Source organism: Paracoccus sp. SM22M-07 (assembly GCF_001887735.1).
GTDB lineage: Bacteria > Pseudomonadota > Alphaproteobacteria > Rhodobacterales > Rhodobacteraceae > Paracoccus.
In genome coordinates, this window is record NZ_JPKW01000001.1 from 594,240 (window position 1) to 611,881 (window position 17,642).

21 protein-coding genes are annotated in these 17,642 nt (G+C 63.5%); 1 reads left to right on the forward strand and 20 read right to left on the reverse strand.

The features are described 5' to 3' along the window. Positions 1-12: 12 nt before the first annotated feature. The 18 genes from IE00_RS03030 to rplO all read right to left on the reverse strand — a co-directional run bounded on the left by IE00_RS03030 (position 13) and on the right by rplO (position 15,885). Positions 13-801, reverse strand: a complete 789-nt coding sequence (locus IE00_RS03030; RefSeq protein WP_072295542.1) for an amino acid ABC transporter ATP-binding protein — start codon at positions 799-801, stop codon at positions 13-15. Positions 802-812: 11 nt separating this feature from the next. Next, positions 813-2,267, reverse strand: a complete 1,455-nt coding sequence (locus tag IE00_RS03035) for an amino acid ABC transporter permease (protein WP_072295543.1) — start codon at positions 2,265-2,267, stop codon at positions 813-815. Between the two features lie 2 nt (positions 2,268-2,269). Then, positions 2,270-3,526 (reverse strand): amino acid ABC transporter permease, encoded by a 1,257-nt coding sequence (locus tag IE00_RS03040; protein ID WP_072295544.1) that lies wholly within the window; start codon positions 3,524-3,526, stop codon positions 2,270-2,272. Between the two features lie 132 nt (positions 3,527-3,658). Next, positions 3,659-4,684 (reverse strand): amino acid ABC transporter substrate-binding protein, encoded by a 1,026-nt coding sequence (locus tag IE00_RS03045; protein WP_072295545.1) that lies wholly within the window; start codon positions 4,682-4,684, stop codon positions 3,659-3,661. A 169-nt stretch (positions 4,685-4,853) separates the two neighbouring features. Then, on the reverse strand, positions 4,854-5,567 hold the full coding sequence (locus IE00_RS03050; protein WP_072295546.1) for an ATP12 family chaperone protein: 714 nt from the start codon (positions 5,565-5,567) through the stop codon (positions 4,854-4,856). Beyond that, a complete protein-coding gene (locus IE00_RS03055) occupies positions 5,564-6,220 on the reverse strand; it encodes an HAD-IA family hydrolase (RefSeq protein ID WP_072295547.1) in 657 nt (218 codons plus the stop codon). Before IE00_RS03055 ends, IE00_RS03050 begins: the two co-directional genes overlap by 4 nt. Further along, complete coding sequence (locus IE00_RS03060; protein WP_072295548.1) at positions 6,217-7,266, reverse strand: RluA family pseudouridine synthase; 1,050 nt, start codon at positions 7,264-7,266, stop codon at positions 6,217-6,219. Before IE00_RS03060 ends, IE00_RS03055 begins: the two co-directional genes overlap by 4 nt. Beyond that, entirely contained in the window at positions 7,263-7,637 is a 375-nt protein-coding gene (locus IE00_RS03065; protein WP_072295549.1) for a CrcB family protein, read from the reverse strand. Before IE00_RS03065 ends, IE00_RS03060 begins: the two co-directional genes overlap by 4 nt. Positions 7,638-7,668: 31 nt before the next feature. After that, positions 7,669-8,991: a replication-associated recombination protein A gene (locus IE00_RS03070; RefSeq protein WP_072295550.1), complete on the reverse strand. Its 1,323-nt coding sequence runs from the start codon at positions 8,989-8,991 to the stop codon at positions 7,669-7,671. A 54-nt stretch (positions 8,992-9,045) separates the two neighbouring features. After that, positions 9,046-9,636 carry an acyl-homoserine-lactone synthase gene (locus tag IE00_RS03075; RefSeq protein ID WP_072295551.1) on the reverse strand — a complete coding sequence of 197 codons (591 nt, stop codon included), beginning with the start codon at positions 9,634-9,636 and terminating at the stop codon, positions 9,046-9,048. A gap of 58 nt (positions 9,637-9,694) precedes the next feature. After that, positions 9,695-10,306: an autoinducer binding domain-containing protein gene (locus IE00_RS03080; protein ID WP_072295552.1), complete on the reverse strand. Its 612-nt coding sequence runs from the start codon at positions 10,304-10,306 to the stop codon at positions 9,695-9,697. A 287-nt stretch (positions 10,307-10,593) separates the two neighbouring features. Continuing rightward, positions 10,594-11,013, reverse strand: coding sequence for a 50S ribosomal protein L17 (gene rplQ / locus IE00_RS03085; protein ID WP_072295553.1), 420 nt, complete (start codon positions 11,011-11,013; stop codon positions 10,594-10,596). A gap of 116 nt (positions 11,014-11,129) precedes the next feature. Continuing rightward, positions 11,130-12,146 carry a DNA-directed RNA polymerase subunit alpha gene (locus IE00_RS03090; RefSeq protein ID WP_072295554.1) on the reverse strand — a complete coding sequence of 339 codons (1,017 nt, stop codon included), beginning with the start codon at positions 12,144-12,146 and terminating at the stop codon, positions 11,130-11,132. Between the two features lie 115 nt (positions 12,147-12,261). After that, entirely contained in the window at positions 12,262-12,651 is a 390-nt protein-coding gene (gene rpsK / locus IE00_RS03095; RefSeq protein ID WP_042247912.1) for a 30S ribosomal protein S11, read from the reverse strand. An 11-nt stretch (positions 12,652-12,662) separates the two neighbouring features. Further along, positions 12,663-13,031: a 30S ribosomal protein S13 gene (gene rpsM / locus IE00_RS03100; RefSeq protein WP_072295555.1), complete on the reverse strand. Its 369-nt coding sequence runs from the start codon at positions 13,029-13,031 to the stop codon at positions 12,663-12,665. 180 nt (positions 13,032-13,211) lie between these two features. Beyond that, positions 13,212-13,859, reverse strand: a complete 648-nt coding sequence (locus tag IE00_RS03105) for an adenylate kinase (protein ID WP_072295556.1) — start codon at positions 13,857-13,859, stop codon at positions 13,212-13,214. Positions 13,860-13,929: 70 nt separating this feature from the next. After that, positions 13,930-15,300 carry a preprotein translocase subunit SecY gene (gene secY / locus IE00_RS03110; RefSeq protein ID WP_072295557.1) on the reverse strand — a complete coding sequence of 457 codons (1,371 nt, stop codon included), beginning with the start codon at positions 15,298-15,300 and terminating at the stop codon, positions 13,930-13,932. A 108-nt stretch (positions 15,301-15,408) separates the two neighbouring features. Then, the gene (gene rplO, locus IE00_RS03115; protein WP_072295559.1) at positions 15,409-15,885 is read right to left on the reverse strand and encodes a 50S ribosomal protein L15; all 477 of its coding nucleotides are present in this window, start codon (positions 15,883-15,885) and stop codon (positions 15,409-15,411) included. A 238-nt stretch (positions 15,886-16,123) separates the two neighbouring features. On the opposite strand from rplO, the gene IE00_RS20030 reads away from it, so the two are divergent. Then, positions 16,124-16,738 (forward strand): hypothetical protein, encoded by a 615-nt coding sequence (locus IE00_RS20030; RefSeq protein WP_072295560.1) that lies wholly within the window; start codon positions 16,124-16,126, stop codon positions 16,736-16,738. Positions 16,739-16,800: 62 nt separating this feature from the next. On the opposite strand, the gene rpmD is transcribed toward IE00_RS20030, so the two are convergent. After that, positions 16,801-16,986, reverse strand: coding sequence for a 50S ribosomal protein L30 (gene rpmD, locus IE00_RS03125; protein WP_072295563.1), 186 nt, complete (start codon positions 16,984-16,986; stop codon positions 16,801-16,803). Positions 16,987-16,998: 12 nt separating this feature from the next. Then, on the reverse strand, positions 16,999-17,565 hold the full coding sequence (gene rpsE / locus IE00_RS03130; protein ID WP_072295565.1) for a 30S ribosomal protein S5: 567 nt from the start codon (positions 17,563-17,565) through the stop codon (positions 16,999-17,001). Between the last annotated feature and the right edge of the window lie 77 nt (positions 17,566-17,642).

Below are 17,642 nucleotides of genomic sequence, written 5' to 3' on the forward strand. Positions count from 1 at the left end.
TTCAGACCGTTGTCAGTGCCCCAGAATCTGGCTGAGGAACAGCTTGGTCCGTTCGGATTTGGGGTTGTTGAAGAACTCGGACGGGGTGTTCTGTTCGACGATCTGACCCTGATCCATGAAGATCACGCGGTTCGCCACGGCCTGGGCAAAGCCCATCTCATGGGTCACGCAGATCATCGTCATCCCCTCTTCGGCCAGCTGGATCATGGTATCCAGGACTTCCTTGATCATCTCGGGGTCAAGGGCGCTGGTCGGTTCGTCGAACAGCATGATCTTGGGCTGCATGCACAGCGACCGCGCGATGGCGACCCGCTGTTGCTGGCCACCTGACAGTTGACCCGGATATTTATGCGCCTGGTCGGGGATCTTGACCTTTTCCAGGAAATGCATGGCCGTGGCCTCGGCCTCGCGGCGGGGGGTCTTGCGGACCCAGATCGGCGCCAGGGTGCAGTTTTCCAGCACCGTCAGATGCGGGAACAGGTTGAAATGCTGGAAGACCATCCCGACCTCGGACCGCACCTTGTCGATGTTCTTGATGTCGCTCGTCAGCTCGACCCCGTCGACGCTGATATGGCCGGCCTGATGTTCCTCAAGCCGGTTGATGCAGCGGATCAGGGTCGATTTTCCCGACCCCGAAGGCCCCGCGATGACGATGCGTTCGCCCTGATAGACGGTCAGATCGATGTCGCGCAGCACGTGGAAGGTGCCGTACCATTTGTTCATGTTGCGGATGTCGATGGCCACGCGGTCGCTGACCTGCATGTGGCTGTGGTCGACCTGCCGGTTGATCGCTTCACTCATGGATCTGATCCTTACTTGTGGTCACGCTGCAGGCGACGTTCCAGATACATCGAGTACCGGGACATGGCGAAGCAGATGATGAAGAAGATGGCGCCGACGAAGATGAAAGGCTCCCAATAGATGCCCTTCCATTCGATATTGGCGCGAACGGCGTCCGACATGGATTTCAGCGGGTCGTAAAGCCCCACGAAGGTGACCAGCGTCGTGTCCTTGAACATCCCGATGAAGGTCGAGACGATGCCGGGGATGCTGATCTTCAGCGCCTGCGGCAGGATGATCAGGCGCTGCGCCTTCCAGTAATCCAGCCCCAGGGCGTCGGCGGCCTCGTACTGCCCGCGCGGCAGGGCGGCCAGGCCCCCCCGGATCACCTCGGCCATATAGGCGGCGGCGAACAGGGTCACCATGATGATGACGCGCAAGATGATGTCGAAGCTGGTGCCGGGCGGCAAGAAATAATTCAGCAGCAGCGAGGCCACGAACAGCAGCGTGATCAGGGGCACGCCGCGGATGAATTCGATGAAGACCACCGACAGCGACTTGATCAGGAACATGTCCGATTGCCGCGACAGGGCCAGCACGATCCCAAGCGGCAGCGACAGCGCGATGCCCGCCACGCCGATCGTGACCGACAGAAGGAAGCCGCCGAACCGGTCCGAACGCACGGCCTCGATCCCCATCGGCAGCAGGCGCTGCGCGTCTTCGGCCGCCGATCCCGACAGGAACAGCCAGAACAGCAGCGTCACGACGACCCCGGCCAGCACCGCGATCACCGGCATGCGGGCTGCCAGAAGGCGCCATGCGATCCAGCCCAGTACGGGCCCGACCAGCACGAAGACAGGCCCCCAGACGCTGCCGCCCCACAGGAACCAGACCCCCATCAGCGGATAGAGCATCGAAAACGGCAGCAGCCAGCCCAGGTTGCGTTCCGATGCGACAAAGCCCCCGGCCAGAACCAGTGCCGTGAAGGCCAGCCAGATGACGGGCGATCCAAGCGCGATCATCGAGGCCAGCGTCGCGATGGCCGTGATGACCAGCACTGCCCGACGGATCGTCAGCGAGGCCGAGAACAGCACCGGCACCAGCGCCACCATCAGCAGGCCGAAGGTCATGGTGGGCCGCCAATAGAGTTCGGGCGGATAGAAGCCGAAGACATACTGGTTCCAGCGTTCGCGGATCACCGCGAAGCAGGCGCCGCGGGCGCCCTCGCCCCAGGTGTCGATGATGATCTGGCGGCATTCGTTCAGGCTGTTCGCGTTCCAGACGGAATGGGCGAACCAGTCCCAGTAATGCGAGACCAGGAACCAGATGATCAGCAGGCCGACGATGGTCAGGACCGTGTTGACCGGCCCCGAGAACAGGTTTTCGCGCAGCCAGCGCACGGCGCCGGCCTGGGTGGCGGGCGGCGGGGTCGCCGGCAGCATCGTATCGCGCACGAAGGGCACGGTTTGGGCATGGGTATCGCTCATCCTTACCGTTCCTTCAGTTTGACGCGAGAGTTGAAGATGTTCATGCCCGCCGAGATGATCAGGCTGAGAGCAAGATAGATCAGCATCATCAGCACGATGGCCTCCAGCTCTCGGCCGGTCTGGTTCAGCGTGGTGCCGCCAAGCGTGCCGCGCAGATCCATGTAGCCCACGGCGATGGCCAGCGAGCTGTTCTTGGTCAGGTTCAGATACTGGGAAATCAGCGGCGGAATGATCACCCGCAGCGCCTGCGGCAGGATCACCAGGTTCATCGTACGCTTGGGGCGCAGGCCCAGGGCGAAGGCGGCCTCGGACTGGCCGCGGCTGACGGCCAGGATGCCGGCGCGTACGATCTCGGCGATGAAGGCAGCGGTATAGAGCGTCAGCGCCAGCCACAGCACCACCAGCGAGTTGGTGATGTTCAGCCCGCCGGTGAAGTTGAAGCCCTGAAGCGAGGGAGCCAGCAGGTGCAGCCCGAAATACCAGATCAGGAACAGCGAGGGCAGGATCATGACCGCCAGGTTCTTCCACAGCGTCGCGGGGCGGACGCCGGTGCGGTCCTGAACCCTTTGGGCATGGGCGTTGATCGCCCGACGGATGAACCAGCCGCCGACCAGCGCGACAAAGAAGGCGACGGTCGCCCAGTTGACGGTGACCCGGGCGCCCAGGTCCAGGCTGCCGGGATCATTGTCCATGCCAAGCGTCGGGATCGCGGTATAGCGGTTGGTCAACGCGACATGGTCGAACAGGATCATCGACCAGACGGGGTTCTCTCCGCGATAGGCGTTGGGGGCGGGCAGGATCTCGGTGAAGACGGCATAGATGACCAGGATCCACAGCAGCAGGGGAATGTTGCGGAAGATCTCGACATAGACCGTCATCAGCCGGGCAAAGAGCCAGTTCTTGGACAGGCGTGCCACGCCGACCGCGACCCCCATGATCGTGGCCGCGATGCAGCCCAGGATCGACACGATCAGCGTGTTCAGCAGGCCGACCATCGTCGCGCGCAGGTGGGAATCATTGCCCGTGTAAGGGATGGGCGTCCCGGAAATGTCGTATCCCGCACGCTGGAACAGGAAGCCGAAATCAAAGCTCTTGCCCATGGCGTTCAGGTTGCTGATGGTGTTCCCGATCAGCCACCACAAGGCGGCCATGACCAGTATGAACACGATGACCTGAAAGGTCAGGGACCGATAGCGCCGATCATAGATCAGCATGCTGGGCCGGAACGACGCATGCGCCGATGCCGAGACGTCCGTCATCTTGTTATACCCCTGTGGCCCGCCGGTACGGCTTTGCGCCGTTTATGTCGGTGGCGGGTTTGTCGTTGTTGGAAGGGCCCCGAAGGGTGCGGACCGGGCCCAGCACGGGCCCGGTCCTTCAGTCCGTCCGGATCAGCGGAACGGCGGTGCGTAGAGCAGGCCGCCCTGGGTCCACTGGGCGTTCAACCCGCGGGCCAGGCCGATCGGGGTCTGTTCGCCGATATTGGCGGCGAAGATCTCGCCATAGTTGCCGCTGGCCAGGATGGCGCGCTTGGCCCAATCGGCATCAAGCCCCATCATGGCGCCCAGTTCGTCGGTCGTGCCCAGAAGGCGCTGGACCTCGGGGTTTTCGGAAGACCGGACCAGTTCCTCGATGTTGCGCGAGGTGACGCCGTATTCCTCGGCGGCGATCAGCGCGTTCAGCGTCCAGCGGACGATGTCGCCCCAGTTGTTGTCGCCATGGCGCACGGCCGGCCCAAGCGGTTCCTTCGAGATGATCTCGGGCAGGATGATGTGGTTCTCGGGGTTGGCGAAGGCGGCGCGGGTCGCGGCAAGGCCGGATGCGTCGGTGGTATAGGCATCGCAGGCGCCCGCCATGTACTGCTGTTCACCCTCGGCGTTGCTGTCGATGTTGACGGGCGTGTATTCCATCTGGTTGGCGCGGAAGTAATCGGCCAGGTTCAGCTCGGTCGTGGTGCCGGTCTGGATGCAGATCGTCGCGCCGTCCAGTTCCTTGGCCGATGTGACGCCCAGTTCCTTGTTCACCATGAAGCCCTGGCCGTCGTAATAGTTGACGCCCACGAAATCCAGCTTCAGGTCGGTGTCGCGCGAATAGGTCCAGGTCGAGTTGCGGGCCAGGACGTCCACCTCGCCCGAGCTGACGGCCGTGAAGCGCGTCTGGCCGGTGGTCGGGACGAACTTGACCTTGGATGCATCACCCAGCACCGCAGCAGCGACCGCGCGGCACAGCGCCACGTCGAAGCCTGCCCAGTTGCCGTTCGCATCGGGGGCGGCAAAGCCCACCAGGCCGGTATTCACGCCGCAGTTCAGCTCGCCGCGTTCCTTGACCTGGGCCAGGGTCGAACCTTCTTGGGCCATGCCCATGCCGGCGATCAACGTCGCTGCGGCCACTGTTCCCAGGAAAACCGATTTTGTCATTGCTACCTCTGTGTTGGAGCGCCGGGACCGACAGGATCGGCCTGACGCGGGATGGACCGAATTTCCGGCCCTTGTTCTTTTTCTCGGCGCAGTTTCGTTGCCCCAATAGGCGACATTGTGCCGATACAAAGCCCCGCGTCAAGAACCGCCGGCCAACCGCAAAGCGCTTTCAACCCCGGCGCGACAGATGCCACAGGCGCTCTGCCTGTTTCATCGCCAGCAAACGCGCGGCCGCAGCCTGCTGGGCATCCTCATCCTCGCCCCAATTGGCGATCTGGAACTCCTCGTCGACGCGCGACAGGCGGAAGGATTCCGTTGCGTCAAGACGCCCCTGCACGACCGCCAGACCCAGCACCAGGGACCCGGGAATCGTCACCAGGTCATGCAGCGCCGTCAGTCCATACAGGTCCAGACCCGCCACCTGGCCATGCAGACGCATCAGCGATTCGGCGGGCTGGTCGACCGGAATGACGCCATGGGTGACCTGCAGCGGGGCGTCGTGACAGGTGGCAGCCCAATCGATCAGCGGGTCCCACGCCTCGGCCTGAAGCCTGATCAGGGGCTGGGGCTCGGTTGCCCGATAACACAGCAGATCGGTGCCGCCATATTCGGCAAGCATGGTCGCAACCCCTTGGAACTGGGGCGCCACCTTTTCGACGGCCGAATTGGCGGCCCGCGTCAGGGGCATGGTGTCGGGGCGGATGATATCGTCCTGGGCGTCCCATTCCTGCGCCACCGCCAGCGCCAGGTCCCGGGTCGGCAGGATCAGGGGCTTCTTGCCGGGCGTGCGCAGGGGACGGTCGTCCAAGGCGATCTCCCATCCGTCGTCGACGGGGCGGGTTGCGGCGGCTTTCCAGAACCGGCGTGCTTTCCATTCGGTCATGCCGACCACTCCTCGATGGCTTGGGTGAGGGATGCGAAATCGTCGAAGATGCGGGCCGCGCCTGTCTGGATCAGCGCATCGCGGGTGTGATACCCCCATGCGACGCCAAAGCCCGCCATCCCGGCATTGCCCGCCATCTGCATGTCAAAGCTGGTATCGCCGATCATCACCGCATCGGCGGGGCCGACCCCGGCATCCGACATCGCGGCATGCAGCATCGAGGGATGCGGCTTTGACGGATGCCCATCCGCGGTCTGCAGGCTGATGAAGCGGCCTTGCCAGCCATGGGTCGCGATGACCGCATCCAGGCCCCGGCGCGACTTGCCGGTGGCCACCGCCAGCAGCAGATCGTCGCGCGCCGCAAGCCGATCCAGACATGCGGCCACACCCGGATACAGCGGCGCGGCCTGCGCGGCACGGGCGGCGGCATAGGCGGTCTTGTAGCCCTCGACCACCCGGTCCTGCTGATCGGGCAAGGCACCGGGCAGCAGATGCGCGACGGCCACCGGCAGGGACAGCCCGACGATGGACAGGACCTGTTCGCGCGGCAAGGGCGCCAGCCCCGCCCCCGCGAAGGCGCTGTCCATGGCCGTCAGGATCAGCCCCTGGCTGTCGACCAGCGTGCCATCGACGTCGAAGACGACAAGCCTCATTCGTCCTCCGCGAAGGGATCGGCGGGCACGTCGTTTTCATGCCAGCCAAGCGATTTCCACGTGCGGGACATGTGTTCGGCCAAGGGCGCGGTCAGGGTGATGCGCTTCTTGGTGATCGGATGATCGAAGGTCAGGCTGCGGGCGTGCAGATGCAGCTTCTTGCTGATCTCTCCGCCCAGCTGTGCGCCCCAGCCATCGCCCAGGTTTTCCTGGCCCGACCCGCCATATTTGCCGTCGCCGATGATCGGATGGCCCAATTCGGCCATATGCGCCCGGAGTTGGTGAGTACGGCCCGTGATCGGCACCAGCGCGCACCAGCTGGTGCGCGTCCCAAGCGCATCCAGCACGGCGTAATCGGTGGTGGCGCGCTTGGCGCCTTCGGTCTTGTCGATGTCGCGGGGATGGACGGCGATCATCTTCTCATCCCCGCCGCGATGGCCGCCCTTGACCAGACCATAGCGGATCGTGCCCATCCGGGGATGGGGCACGCCCGCGACGGCCGCCCAATAGATCTTGCGCGTGCTGCGCAGGCGGAACGCTTCGGACAGGGCCCGCGCGATCCGGTCGGTCCGCGCCAGCAGCAGGATGCCCGAGGTATCCTTGTCCAGCCGGTGCACCAGCTTGGGGCGCTCCTTGTAACCGAACATCAGCGCGGTGGTCAGCCCGTCCACATGGCGACCGCCAAGACCACTGCCCCCCTGGCTGGGCAGACCCGGCGGCTTGTTCAGCGCGATGATATGGTCGTCCTTCCACAGGACGGCCTCCTGGATCATCTGCACATCGGCATCGTTGACCTGCGGTCCCAGGGGCCGTTCGCTGCGTTCGCGCGCCGGACCCGGTTCGGGCATGGGCGGAATGCGAATCTCCTGGCCGGGCTGGACGCGGGTGGCGCCCTTGACGCGGCCGCCATCGACGCGCAGCTGGCCGGTACGGCACAGCTTTTCGATGGCCACCTGCGACACATGCGGGAAACGCTTGCGCAACCAGCGGTCCAGCCGCTGTTCGCCGTCTTCTTCGGTGACCTGAATTGTCTGTACGCCGCTCATGCCCATATTCCTCGACCCAAGGCCAGCCCCGCCATGACGGCCGCCAGCGACAGCAGGACCGTGCCCGCCACATATGCCAGGGCAATCGCGCCCTGACCCCGTTCCCACATCGTCAGCACATCCAGCGAAAAGGCCGAAAACGTCGTGAACCCGCCCAGGAACCCCGTCAGCAGCAGGGGCGCATAGGCGTTTCCAAGACGATGCGCAAACAGCGCCGCCAGCAGCCCCATCAGGAACGACCCGACAATGTTCACCACGCCCGTCGCAAGGCCAAGCGCGGCCCAATGGGACGGGATCATCCGGTAAACGGCGAAACGACCGGTGGCGCCCAAGGCACCGCCGATCGCGACCTGAAGAAAGGGATTCATCATCGCGCGGGTGTGTCGCCAGCAGCGGACAAAGTCAACCGCCGCGCTTCAGGCGCTGCGCCACAAACCAGTCCAGGCGGCGTTTCAACTCCCGCTCGAACCCCCGTTCGACCGGATTATAGAGCACAGGGCGCTTCATGCCGTCAGGGAAGTAGTTCTGCCCGCTGAAGCCGTCTTCCTCATTGTGGTCATAGGCATATCCGGCGCCATAACCCTGTTCCTTCATCATCTTGGTGGGGGCGTTCAGGATATGGGCGGGGGGCGTCAGGCTGCCGGTGCGCCGTGCCTCGGCGCGGGCGTTCTTGTAGGCGGCATAGCCGGCGTTCGATTTCGGCGCCAAGGCCAGATACAGCACCGCCTGAGCCAGCGACAGTTCCCCTTCGGGGCTGCCAAGGCGTTCATACATCGCCCAGGCATCCAGACAGTGACGCGCCGCGGCCGGATCGGCCAGGCCGATATCCTCGACCGCCATGCGGGTGATGCGCCGCGCCAGGTATCGGGGGTCCTCGCCGCCCTCCAGCATGCGCGCGAACCAGTAAAGCGCCGCGTCGGGATCGCTGCCCCGCACCGATTTGTGCAGTGCCGAAATCAGGTTGTAATGTTCATCCCCCGACTTGTCGTATTTCGCCGCCCGCTTCATCAGGCGCTGCGCCAGGGCGTCGCGGTCGATCTTGCCGTCGGTCTTCCACGCCGCCACCTGCTCGATCAGGTTCAGCGCCGCGCGGCCGTCGCCATCGGCCATCTCCAGCAGGGCGTCGCGCGCCTCGGCGGTCAGGGGCAGCTTGCGACCGATCTCGCGCTCGGCCCGTTGGGCCATCAGTTCCAGATCGGCCAGCGACAGACGCTCCAGCACGATGACCTGCGCCCGCGACATGACGGCGGCGTTCAGCTCGAAGCTGGGGTTCTCGGTCGTCGCCCCGACCAGCAGAATGGTGCCGTCTTCCATATGCGGCAAGAAACTGTCCTGCTGCGCCTTGTTGAAGCGGTGGATCTCGTCGACGAAAAGCAGCGTTCCACGCCCCTGACCGGCCCGCAGCCGGGCGGCGTCGAAAACCTTCCGCAAATCAGGGACACCGGTAAAGATCGCGCTGATCTGAACGAAGGCCAGATCGGTTTCGTCCGCCAGCAGGCGGGCGATGGTCGTCTTGCCGACACCGGGCGGCCCCCACAGGATCAGCGAAGACAGGCTGTTTGCCGCCAGCATGCTGCCAAGCGGGCCGTCGGGTCCCAGCACCTTGCCTTGCCCGATCACCTCGGACAGGCGAGAGGGACGGATGCGGTCCGCCAGCGGCCTTGGACCGCTGCCAGCCGCGGGTTTCGGGGTCGGAGTCGGAGAAGGATCGAACAGGTCAGCCATGATGGCGCAGTCTAGGGCCGTCGCACCGCATGCAACAGCCCCCATTCGCGACCGTCAGTGCATCTTGGACGCCAGATCGATGGCAACGCATTGGAAATGCCCGTCGTCGATCCACATCTCGCGGCCCAGGGCTTCGGCGGTCAGACCGCAGCGGCCGTACCAGCGCGGCCAGTTGGCCCCCGTCAGCGCGATCAGCTTGGTCGCGCCAAGATCGCGGGCCGAGGATGTCATGGCCTCGACCATCTTGAAATGCACCTTGCGACGATACATCTGCGGGATCGAATGGCTGACAAAGACCCGCGAACATTCCCACACATGCGGATCGACCGGCGCCTTCTGATCCAGCAGATCCTGGGGGATCGATCCGCCAAGGATACCTTCCTGCGCGTCCCGGATCATGTAGGAATAAATGCCGCAGCGCGCCGTGGTCGGCGTCAGGCGGATGCCTGCCAGAACCTCGCCCATGTCGTGGATGGCGATCCAGCGGCTCTGGGGAGTGTCATACTGGTCGAACTCCATGTCGTCCGATTCCGGAAGATCCCAGTTCTTGTGAACGATAAAGCTCTGCTTTCTGGCCCGGAAAAGATTGGCGAACAATTCACCATGATTGTGAAGGTTTGAAAAAGACAGGGTCGTGATCTGCATTCGATGCTCCTGGGGTGTAAGGGCCCCCTTCCCTGCCATGCGGACCCCAAGGTGACATCTACAGCAAACGGTATTCCTTGGCCCGTTGCAGCGCCTCGGCGGTCGTTCTCGCCTTCAGCCGTTCACGGACTGAAATAAGCCTCGCCTTGAACGCGCTTTCGGTAATACCAAGCTTTGCAGCCGCCGCCGCGTGACGATCACCCTGTGCGATGCAGCGAAGGGCTTCTTTCTGAGCTTTTGTCAGGCTCGCAGGCGGCTCTGTGATTTCATGAAGCCGCTTTATCGTGACCGAGATCTGCTCGATCTCGTCATCGGTGAACTCGCGGTCGGCCCGCCCGAAGGAGGCGATCGTCCGCGACGAGATGGGTCCGTTCGACACCGTCAGACCATAGGTGAGGCCGTGATTCGCAGCCTCGCGCAGGATGTTGAAGGGGTCGGGAATCGGCAGCGCCGACCAGCGGCACGCGCCGGTCGTCGAAAAGCCCCAAGCGATCGTGGGGTCCCGCAGAGCATAGCCGTTTTGCGAATAGAACTCCGACCATTCCTCGGAATAGGTCTGAAACTGCATCAACGGCGCCGCAAAGCGGATGTGCAGACCAACGAAATACCCCGAGTGGGCAAGCTTGCCCAGCTTCGCGAGTCCGGCGTTTATATCTGCACGAGATGACATGGTTTTTTGTACAAGTTGCAAGGAATGGGGAGAATCTTCATGGTCAGCTTGGGGTGATATAGTTTCCCGCAAGTTAATGGGCGTAAGAATTCCGCCTGATACATCGAATTTCCTCCGTGAAAGTCATGGGGCGTGCGCTTCCACATTGCGCAAGCCTACTTCAAGCATCGGGCCGCGTGGAAGTTTCGCGTGCAAAGATTGCGTAACGTCACGTCATGCAAGTGGCGAAAAAACCCCGCCATGCGGCTGCACGACGGGGTTGATTCAACCTGACGGTGATCCGGAGATCACTCTTCGGCGGCGAACTCTGCTTCCAGGCGCGCGCGGTCCGCAGCACCCTTGGCCGAGGTGTCGCGGTCGACCAGTTCGATGATGGCCATCGGTGCCATGTCGCCATAACGGAAACCGGCCTTCAGGATGCGGGCATAGCCACCCTGGCGATCCTTGTAACGCTCACCCAGAACGTCGAACAGCTTGGCGACATGCATGTCCTGCTTCAGCTGCGACGCGGCCTGGCGGCGTGCGTGCAGGTCGCCGCGCTTTGCCAGCGTGATCAGCTTTTCGATGATCGGACGCAGTTCCTTGGCTTTCGGCAAGGTGGTCTTGATCTGCTCGTGCTCGATCAGCGAGCCGGACATGTTGGCGAACAGCGCCTTGCGGTGTTCGTGGGTACGGTTGAGGCGGCGATAGCCACGTGCGTGACGCATGATATTCTCCTAAAACGTCTTTTGCTTTGTCCGGCGGCCCATGCGTAGCGGACCGCTCTCCTTGGGGCTTGCGCCCATCGTGTGGCAAGGCGCCGTCAAGGCGCCCCGCCGCAATCTCAGAACTGGTCGTCGAAACGCTTTGCCAGGTCTTCGATGTTCTCCGGCGGCCAATCGACCACGTCCATGCCCAGGTGCAGACCCATGCCCGACAGCACTTCCTTGATCTCGTTCAAGGATTTGCGGCCGAAGTTCGGGGTGCGCAGCATCTCGGCTTCGGTCTTCTGGATCAGGTCGCCGATATAGACGATGTTGTCGTTCTTCAGGCAGTTCGCCGAACGGACCGACAGCTCCAGCTCGTCGACCTTCTTCAGCAAACGCGGATCGAATTCCAGACCCTCGTCGCTGTCCTGACGGCTGGCGGCTTCCGGCTCGTCGAAGTTGACGAAGACCGAGAGCTGGTCCTGGACGATGCGCGCGGCATAGGCCACGGCGTCTTCCGGGGTCAGCGACCCGTCAGTGTCGATCTTCATGGTCAGTTTGTCATAATCCAGCACCTGACCTTCGCGGGTCGGGGTGACTTCATAGCTGACGCGCTTGACCGGCGAGAAGATCGCGTCGATCGGGATCAGGCCGATGGGGGCATCTTCGGGACGGTTCTTGTCGGCCGCGACATAGCCCTTGCCCGTCTGCACGGTCAGTTCCATGTTCAGGTCGGCGCCGTCATCCAGGTGACAAATGACATGGTCGCGGTTCAGGATGGTGATCCCGGCCGTTTCCTGGATGTCGCTTGCCTTGACCTCGCCCGGGCCCTTGGCCGACAGCGTCAGACGCTTGGGGCCTTCGACATCCATCTTCAGCGTGACGCCCTTCAGGTTCAGCACGATGTCGGTGACATCCTCGCGGACGCCGGCGACGCTGCTGAATTCATGCAGGACGTTGTCGATCTGGACCGAGGTGATGGCCGCGCCTTGCAGCGACGACATCAGGACGCGGCGCAGCGCGTTGCCAAGCGTCAGGCCGAAGCCGCGCTCCAGCGGTTCGGCGACCACGGTCGCCGTGCGGGTCGCGTCTGCGCCCGGCTTGACGGCCAACTGAGTCGGCTTGATCAGTTCGGCCCAATTCTTGTGGATCATGGGTTTGCCTCCATACCTGTCCCCGTCTCATGACCAAAGTCGGAAACGCCCGAGGTTAAATGCGAAAATCCGGACCGCGCGGAATACGTGCGGTCCGGTCGTTGATGATCCGAAATCAGACGCGGCGACGCTTCGGAGGACGGCAGCCGTTATGGGCGATCGGCGTCACGTCACGGATGGCCGTGATGTTGAAGCCTGCAGCAGCCAGCGCGCGCAGGGCCGATTCGCGGCCCGAGCCGGGGCCCTGAACTTCGACGTCCAGCGTACGGACGCCGTGTTCCTGCGCCTTGCGGCCTGCATCTTCGGCAGCCATCTGAGCGGCATAGGGGGTCGATTTGCGCGAACCCTTGAAGCCCATCGTGCCGGCCGAGGACCACGCGATCGCGTTGCCCTGAACGTCCGAGATCAGGATCTTGGTGTTGTTGAAGCTGGAGTTCACATGAGCAACGCCGGTGGCGATGTTCTTGCGCTCTTTACGCTTCATGCGAGTTTTATCACGTGCCATGTCGCTACCCCTTACTTCTTCTTGCCGGCAATGGCTTTTGCCGGGCCTTTACGGGTGCGCGCATTGGTGTGCGTGCGCTGACCGCGGACCGGAAGGCCGCGACGGTGGCGAAGACCGCGATAGGAGCCCAGATCCATCATGCGCTTGACGTTCATCTGAACTTCGCGGCGCAGATCGCCCTCGACTGTCAGGTTGGCGTCGATGTATTCGCGGATCGACAGGACTTCGGCATCCGACAGTTCGTTGACGCGGCGGGTCAGGTCGATCCCGGTCGCTTCGCAGATCTGCTTGGCGAACATGTCGCCAATGCCGTGGATATAGGTCAGTGCGATGGGGACGCGTTTCCCCGTCGGAATGTTGACGCCAGCAATACGAGCCACGCGTTTTCCTTTTCAGTTGCGGTTCCGTAGCACCGGAACCTTTTTTCACAACGCAAGGCCCGAAAGCCATGCCTTCGGGCCAAATCGATGACCACCCGTTGCCGGGCGATTCTCTTACGAGATGCCGTGATTTATCGACAGAGCGGGACCGGGTCAAGCCCGGTTCCGCATCGCTTCGGCTCAGGCCTCCAAGGCCCGGGCGATATCGGCGCCGACCTGGTCCATGGGCGCCAGCCCATCGACCTGCGCCAGCCTGTCCTTGGCATAGTAGTAGCCGATCAGCGGCGATGTCTTCTTGTAATATTCCAGCAGCCGGGTCTTAAGGCTGTCTTCATTGTCGTCGGCGCGGCGCTTCAGGTCGGTCGACCCGCAGACATCGCAGACACCTGGCTGGGCGGTGGGCTTGGTCTCGTCATGATAGACCTCGCCGCAATTGCCGCAGGTGAAGCGGCCGGTAATGCGACGCACCAGCGCCTCGTCGTCGACCTGCATCTCGATGACGGCATCCAGCGACATGCCGGTATCGGCCAGCAGATCCCCAAGCGCGTCGGCCTGGGCCAGGGTGCGGGGGAAGCCGTCGAAGATAAAGCCGTTTCCGCCCTTGGCCAGCTGTTCGCGGATCAGGCCGATGACGATCTCGTCGGTGACCAGCTGGCCCCGGTCCATGACCTCGGCGACGCGCTGGCCCATCTCGGTACCCGAGCTGCGCGCGGCACGCAGCATGTCGCCGGTGGACAGCTGGACCAGGCCCCGTTCCTCGACCAGGCGGCGGGCCTGAGTGCCTTTGCCGGCACCCGGAGGCCCCAGCAGGATGATGTTGATGGTCATGGCGTGTCCCCCTCAGGCTGGCCGGTCTTGGGCCATTTTTCGCGTCATGTTTAAGGCGTCGGCCGCCCGGTCAGCGGCGCGACGGTGCGCGGCGCGGCTTGGCGGTTCCCGGCTTACGCTTACCGCGCAGCTGGGATTTCTCAATCAGCCCTTCGTATTGGTGGGCCAGCAGATGGCTCTGGACCTGGTTGATCGTGTCCATCGTCACCGAGACCACGATCAGCACCGAGGTGCCGCCCAGATAGACCGGGATCGAGAACTGCGTGCGCAGGATTTCCGGCATCAGGCAGACCAGCGCCAGATAGGCCGAACCGATGACCAGAACCCGGTTCACGACATAGTCCAGGTATTCCTGCGTGCGCTTGCCGGGCCGGATGCCGGGAATGAAGCCGCCCTGATTCTTCAGGTTGTCGGCGACATCATCGGTCTTGAACGACACGTTCTGCGTGTAGAAATACGTGAAGAACACGATCATCGACGCGAAGAACAGCAGATAGAGCGGCTGGCCGGGGCCGAAATAGGCCAGGATCGTCGACATGATCGGACCGGATTCGTTGCCCGAGAAGGTCGAGATCGTGATCGGCAGCAGCAGCAGCGAACTGGCGAAGATGGCCGGGATCACGCCTGCGGGGTTCACCTTGACGGGCAGGTGGCTGGACTGGCCGTCATAGACCTTCATGCCGACCTGGCGCCGGGGATACTGGATGCGGATCTTGCGCAACGCCCGCTCCATGAAGACCACGAAGGCGATCACAGCGATCAACATCACGATCACGAACAGGATCACCGGGGTCGAGATCGCGCCCGAACGCCCCTGGGCAAAGAAGTTCGCCAGCGCCGCGGGGATCTCGGCCAGGATGCCGACGAAGATGATCAGCGAGATGCCGTTGCCGATGCCGCGCGCTGTGATCTGTTCACCCAGCCACATCAGGAACATAGTGCCGCCGACCAGCGTGATGACGACGGATGCCTGGAAGAACAGGCCGGCATCATGCGCCAGTCCGCCCGCTTCCAGGCTGCGTGCCAGACCGTAAGCCTGGAACAGGGCCAGGGCGACGGTGCCATAGCGCGTATATTGGTTGATCTTCTTGCGGCCCTGCTCGCCTTCCTTCTTCAACTGTTCCAACGAGGGAACCATCGAAGTCAGAAGCTGGACGATGATCGAGGCCGAGATATAGGGCATGATGCCAAGGGCGAAGACGCCCATCCGGCCCAATGCGCCACCCGTGAACATCGACAGCATGCCGCCGATCCCGGACTGGGCCTGATCCATGAAGTTGCGCAAGGCGGCCCCGTCGATCCCCGGCACGGGGATATAGGTGCCGATGCGATACATGATCAGAACACCGATCGTGAACCAGATCCGTTGGCGAAGTTCCGTGGCCCTTCCAAGCTGACCCCATGAGAGGTTCGCGGCCATCTGTTCTGCGGCTGACGCCATGTGTGTCCGTCCCGTGTCATGACAGCGCCGCCGACCCGTATTCCGGGAACCGGCGGCGCCTGAAAACCTAGATGCTATCTAGGGGGCGCGAAACCCCCGATCAACAGCTTATTCAGCAGCCGCGGCCTGAGCGGGCAGCGTAACCTTGCCGCCGGCCTTCTCGACGGCCTCGATGGCGGCCTTCGATGCGCCGGTGACGACGATGGTCAGGCCGGCCTTCAGCTCGCCCTTGGCCAGCAGACGGATACCGTCCAGCTTGCGGCGGACCAGACCCGATGCGACCAGCGCGTCTTCGGTCAGTTCGGCCTTGCCGTCGATCTTGCCTGCGTCGATGAAGCCCTGGATCTGGCCCAGGTTCACGACGGCAAACGATTTCGCGTTCGGCGCGGTGAAGCCGCGCTTGGGCAGACGACGATAAAGCGGCATCTGGCCGCCTTCGTAACCACCCAGGGCGACGCCCGAACGCGACTTCTGGCCCTTGATACCGCGGCCGGCCATCTTGCCCTTGCCCGAACCGGGACCGCGCGCAACGCGCTTCTTGGTCCGGTTGGCGCCTTCGTTGTCGCGGATTTCATGCAGTTTCATGTCGCTTCTCCTTCGCCGGACACACCCCAGAAGCGATACAGGGGGACACGGCATGTCATTTCGTGAATCATGTGCTGTGCCCCAAGGGCACCGTGGGCCTATACGCCCAATCAGTCGGGCATTCAAGCGATCTGGCTGCAACAGCCGCGGGCTTTCGGGCATCGCCCACGCCCTTGTGTCTTGAGCGCGCCACGACCTGCGCTAGTCCGGGGAAAGACCAGTTCCGAAAGACCCCGACATGCGCATCCTTCTGGCCGCCTTGGCCCTGCCCTTCCTGTCGACCATGGCCCCGGCGGCCGAACCGACCATCTGCAACACCCGCATCAACGGCAAGGATGTCATCCTTGGCTATGACCGCGAGGAAGCCGGGATGGTCGCCGACTATTCACGCCGGGAACGGCTGGCGGCGCGGATCGGCCAGCGTGACTGCCCCAGCTATGTCGTCCTGCGCAGCCTGACGCCGGAACTCAGCGACGACCAGCGCCAGCCCTTCTGTCTGCGCCATGATGCACAGACCGATTCGGTGGCCGGCTATGACCTGGGTGAACGCGACGCCTGGGGCCGGTGCAAGGTCGCATCGGCGACCCTCTGCAACCGGGTGAACCAGGTCAGCGGCGGGGCGGCGGCAATCGGATCGGCCGCGGCGCGCAAATCCGTTCAGGGCCTGCGAGCCCTACCCGACGGTTCGGGCGCGGTGATCGTCTCGGGCACGGGCAGCGCCATTTCCGGGGCGCTGGCATCGCTTGGCGGCGCGGCGGCGGCCGTCGCGGCATCGCCCGTCCTGCTGACGGGCGCGGCGGTATCCGTGGTTGCGGTGGGCGGCACCGTCTATGCCTGCCATAAGGCAGACTAGGCACCGCGCAACAAAAAACGCCCCGCTTTCGCGGGGCGCCTTTCCTGTCCGATCCGGATGGATCAGGCTTTTTCTTCGATGATCACCACCATGTGGGGGATCTTCGCGACCATGCCGCGGATCGCCGGGGTATCTTCCAGCTCGCGGGTGCGGTTCATCTTGTTCAGGCCCAGACCCTTCAGCGTGGCACGCTGAATGGCGGGACGACGGATCGGGGATCCGATCTGCTTGACGACGATGGTTGCCATGTGCCTCGCTCCTTACGCTTCGACAGCGGCGTCAGCCGGCTTGTCGTTCGAGGGCAGGATGTCAGCCACTTTCTTGCCGCGACGCTGCGCGACCGAACGGGGGCTGGATTCCTTTTTCAGACCATCCAGGGTTGCGCGGATCATGTTGTAGGGGTTCTGCGAACCCTGCGACTTGGCCACGACGTCCTGGACACCCAGCATTTCGAAAACGGCACGCATCGGACCGCCGGCGATGATGCCGGTACCCGGAACGGCGGTGCGCATGATCACCTTGCCGGCGCCATGACGGCCTTCGATATCGTGGTGCAGCGTACGACCGTCGCGCAGCGGCACGCGGATCAGACCACGCTTGGCCTGTTCGGTCGCCTTGCGGATGGCTTCCGGAACTTCCTTGGCCTTGCCCTTGCCGAAACCGACGCGGCCGCGCTGATCGCCGACAACGACCAGTGCAGCAAAGCCGAAGCGCTTACCACCCTTGACGGTTTTCGACACGCGGTTGATCGCGACCAGGCGATCCTGGAATTCCGGGTTTTCTTCGCGGTCGTTGCGACCGCCCCGGCGATTGTCACGTTCTGCCATGAGGCATTCCTTTTACGGTGGCGCGCAAACCGCGCCGTGTTGACCGATCCAAGTGGATGAAACATCCCCGGATCATC

Bases quoted from the DNA above. Each gene is read 5' to 3' on its own strand.
- IE00_RS03030 (WP_072295542.1), bottom strand. From the start codon at position 801: ATGAGTGAAGCGATCAACCGGCAGGTCGACCACAGCCACATGCAGGTC.
- IE00_RS03035 (WP_072295543.1), bottom strand. From the start codon at position 2,267: ATGAGCGATACCCATGCCCAAACCGTGCCCTTCGTGCGCGATACGATG.
- IE00_RS03040 (WP_072295544.1), bottom strand. From the start codon at position 3,526: ATGACGGACGTCTCGGCATCGGCGCATGCGTCGTTCCGGCCCAGCATG.
- IE00_RS03045 (WP_072295545.1), bottom strand. From the start codon at position 4,684: ATGACAAAATCGGTTTTCCTGGGAACAGTGGCCGCAGCGACGTTGATC.
- IE00_RS03050 (WP_072295546.1), bottom strand. From the start codon at position 5,567: ATGACCGAATGGAAAGCACGCCGGTTCTGGAAAGCCGCCGCAACCCGC.
- IE00_RS03055 (WP_072295547.1), bottom strand. From the start codon at position 6,220: ATGAGGCTTGTCGTCTTCGACGTCGATGGCACGCTGGTCGACAGCCAG.
- IE00_RS03060 (WP_072295548.1), bottom strand. From the start codon at position 7,266: ATGAGCGGCGTACAGACAATTCAGGTCACCGAAGAAGACGGCGAACAG.
- IE00_RS03065 (WP_072295549.1), bottom strand. From the start codon at position 7,637: ATGATGAATCCCTTTCTTCAGGTCGCGATCGGCGGTGCCTTGGGCGCC.
- IE00_RS03070 (WP_072295550.1), bottom strand. From the start codon at position 8,991: ATGGCTGACCTGTTCGATCCTTCTCCGACTCCGACCCCGAAACCCGCG.
- IE00_RS03075 (WP_072295551.1), bottom strand. From the start codon at position 9,636: ATGCAGATCACGACCCTGTCTTTTTCAAACCTTCACAATCATGGTGAA.
- IE00_RS03080 (WP_072295552.1), bottom strand. From the start codon at position 10,306: ATGTCATCTCGTGCAGATATAAACGCCGGACTCGCGAAGCTGGGCAAG.
- rplQ (WP_072295553.1), bottom strand. From the start codon at position 11,013: ATGCGTCACGCACGTGGCTATCGCCGCCTCAACCGTACCCACGAACAC.
- IE00_RS03090 (WP_072295554.1), bottom strand. From the start codon at position 12,146: ATGATCCACAAGAATTGGGCCGAACTGATCAAGCCGACTCAGTTGGCC.
- rpsK (WP_042247912.1), bottom strand. From the start codon at position 12,651: ATGGCACGTGATAAAACTCGCATGAAGCGTAAAGAGCGCAAGAACATC.
- IE00_RS03105 (WP_072295556.1), bottom strand. From the start codon at position 13,859: ATGACCATCAACATCATCCTGCTGGGGCCTCCGGGTGCCGGCAAAGGC.
- secY (WP_072295557.1), bottom strand. From the start codon at position 15,300: ATGGCGTCAGCCGCAGAACAGATGGCCGCGAACCTCTCATGGGGTCAG.
- rplO (WP_072295559.1), bottom strand. From the start codon at position 15,885: ATGAAACTGCATGAAATCCGCGACAACGAAGGCGCCAACCGGACCAAG.
- IE00_RS20030 (WP_072295560.1), top strand. From the start codon at position 16,124: ATGCGCATCCTTCTGGCCGCCTTGGCCCTGCCCTTCCTGTCGACCATG.
- rpmD (WP_072295563.1), bottom strand. From the start codon at position 16,986: ATGGCAACCATCGTCGTCAAGCAGATCGGATCCCCGATCCGTCGTCCC.
- rpsE (WP_072295565.1), bottom strand. From the start codon at position 17,565: ATGGCAGAACGTGACAATCGCCGGGGCGGTCGCAACGACCGCGAAGAA.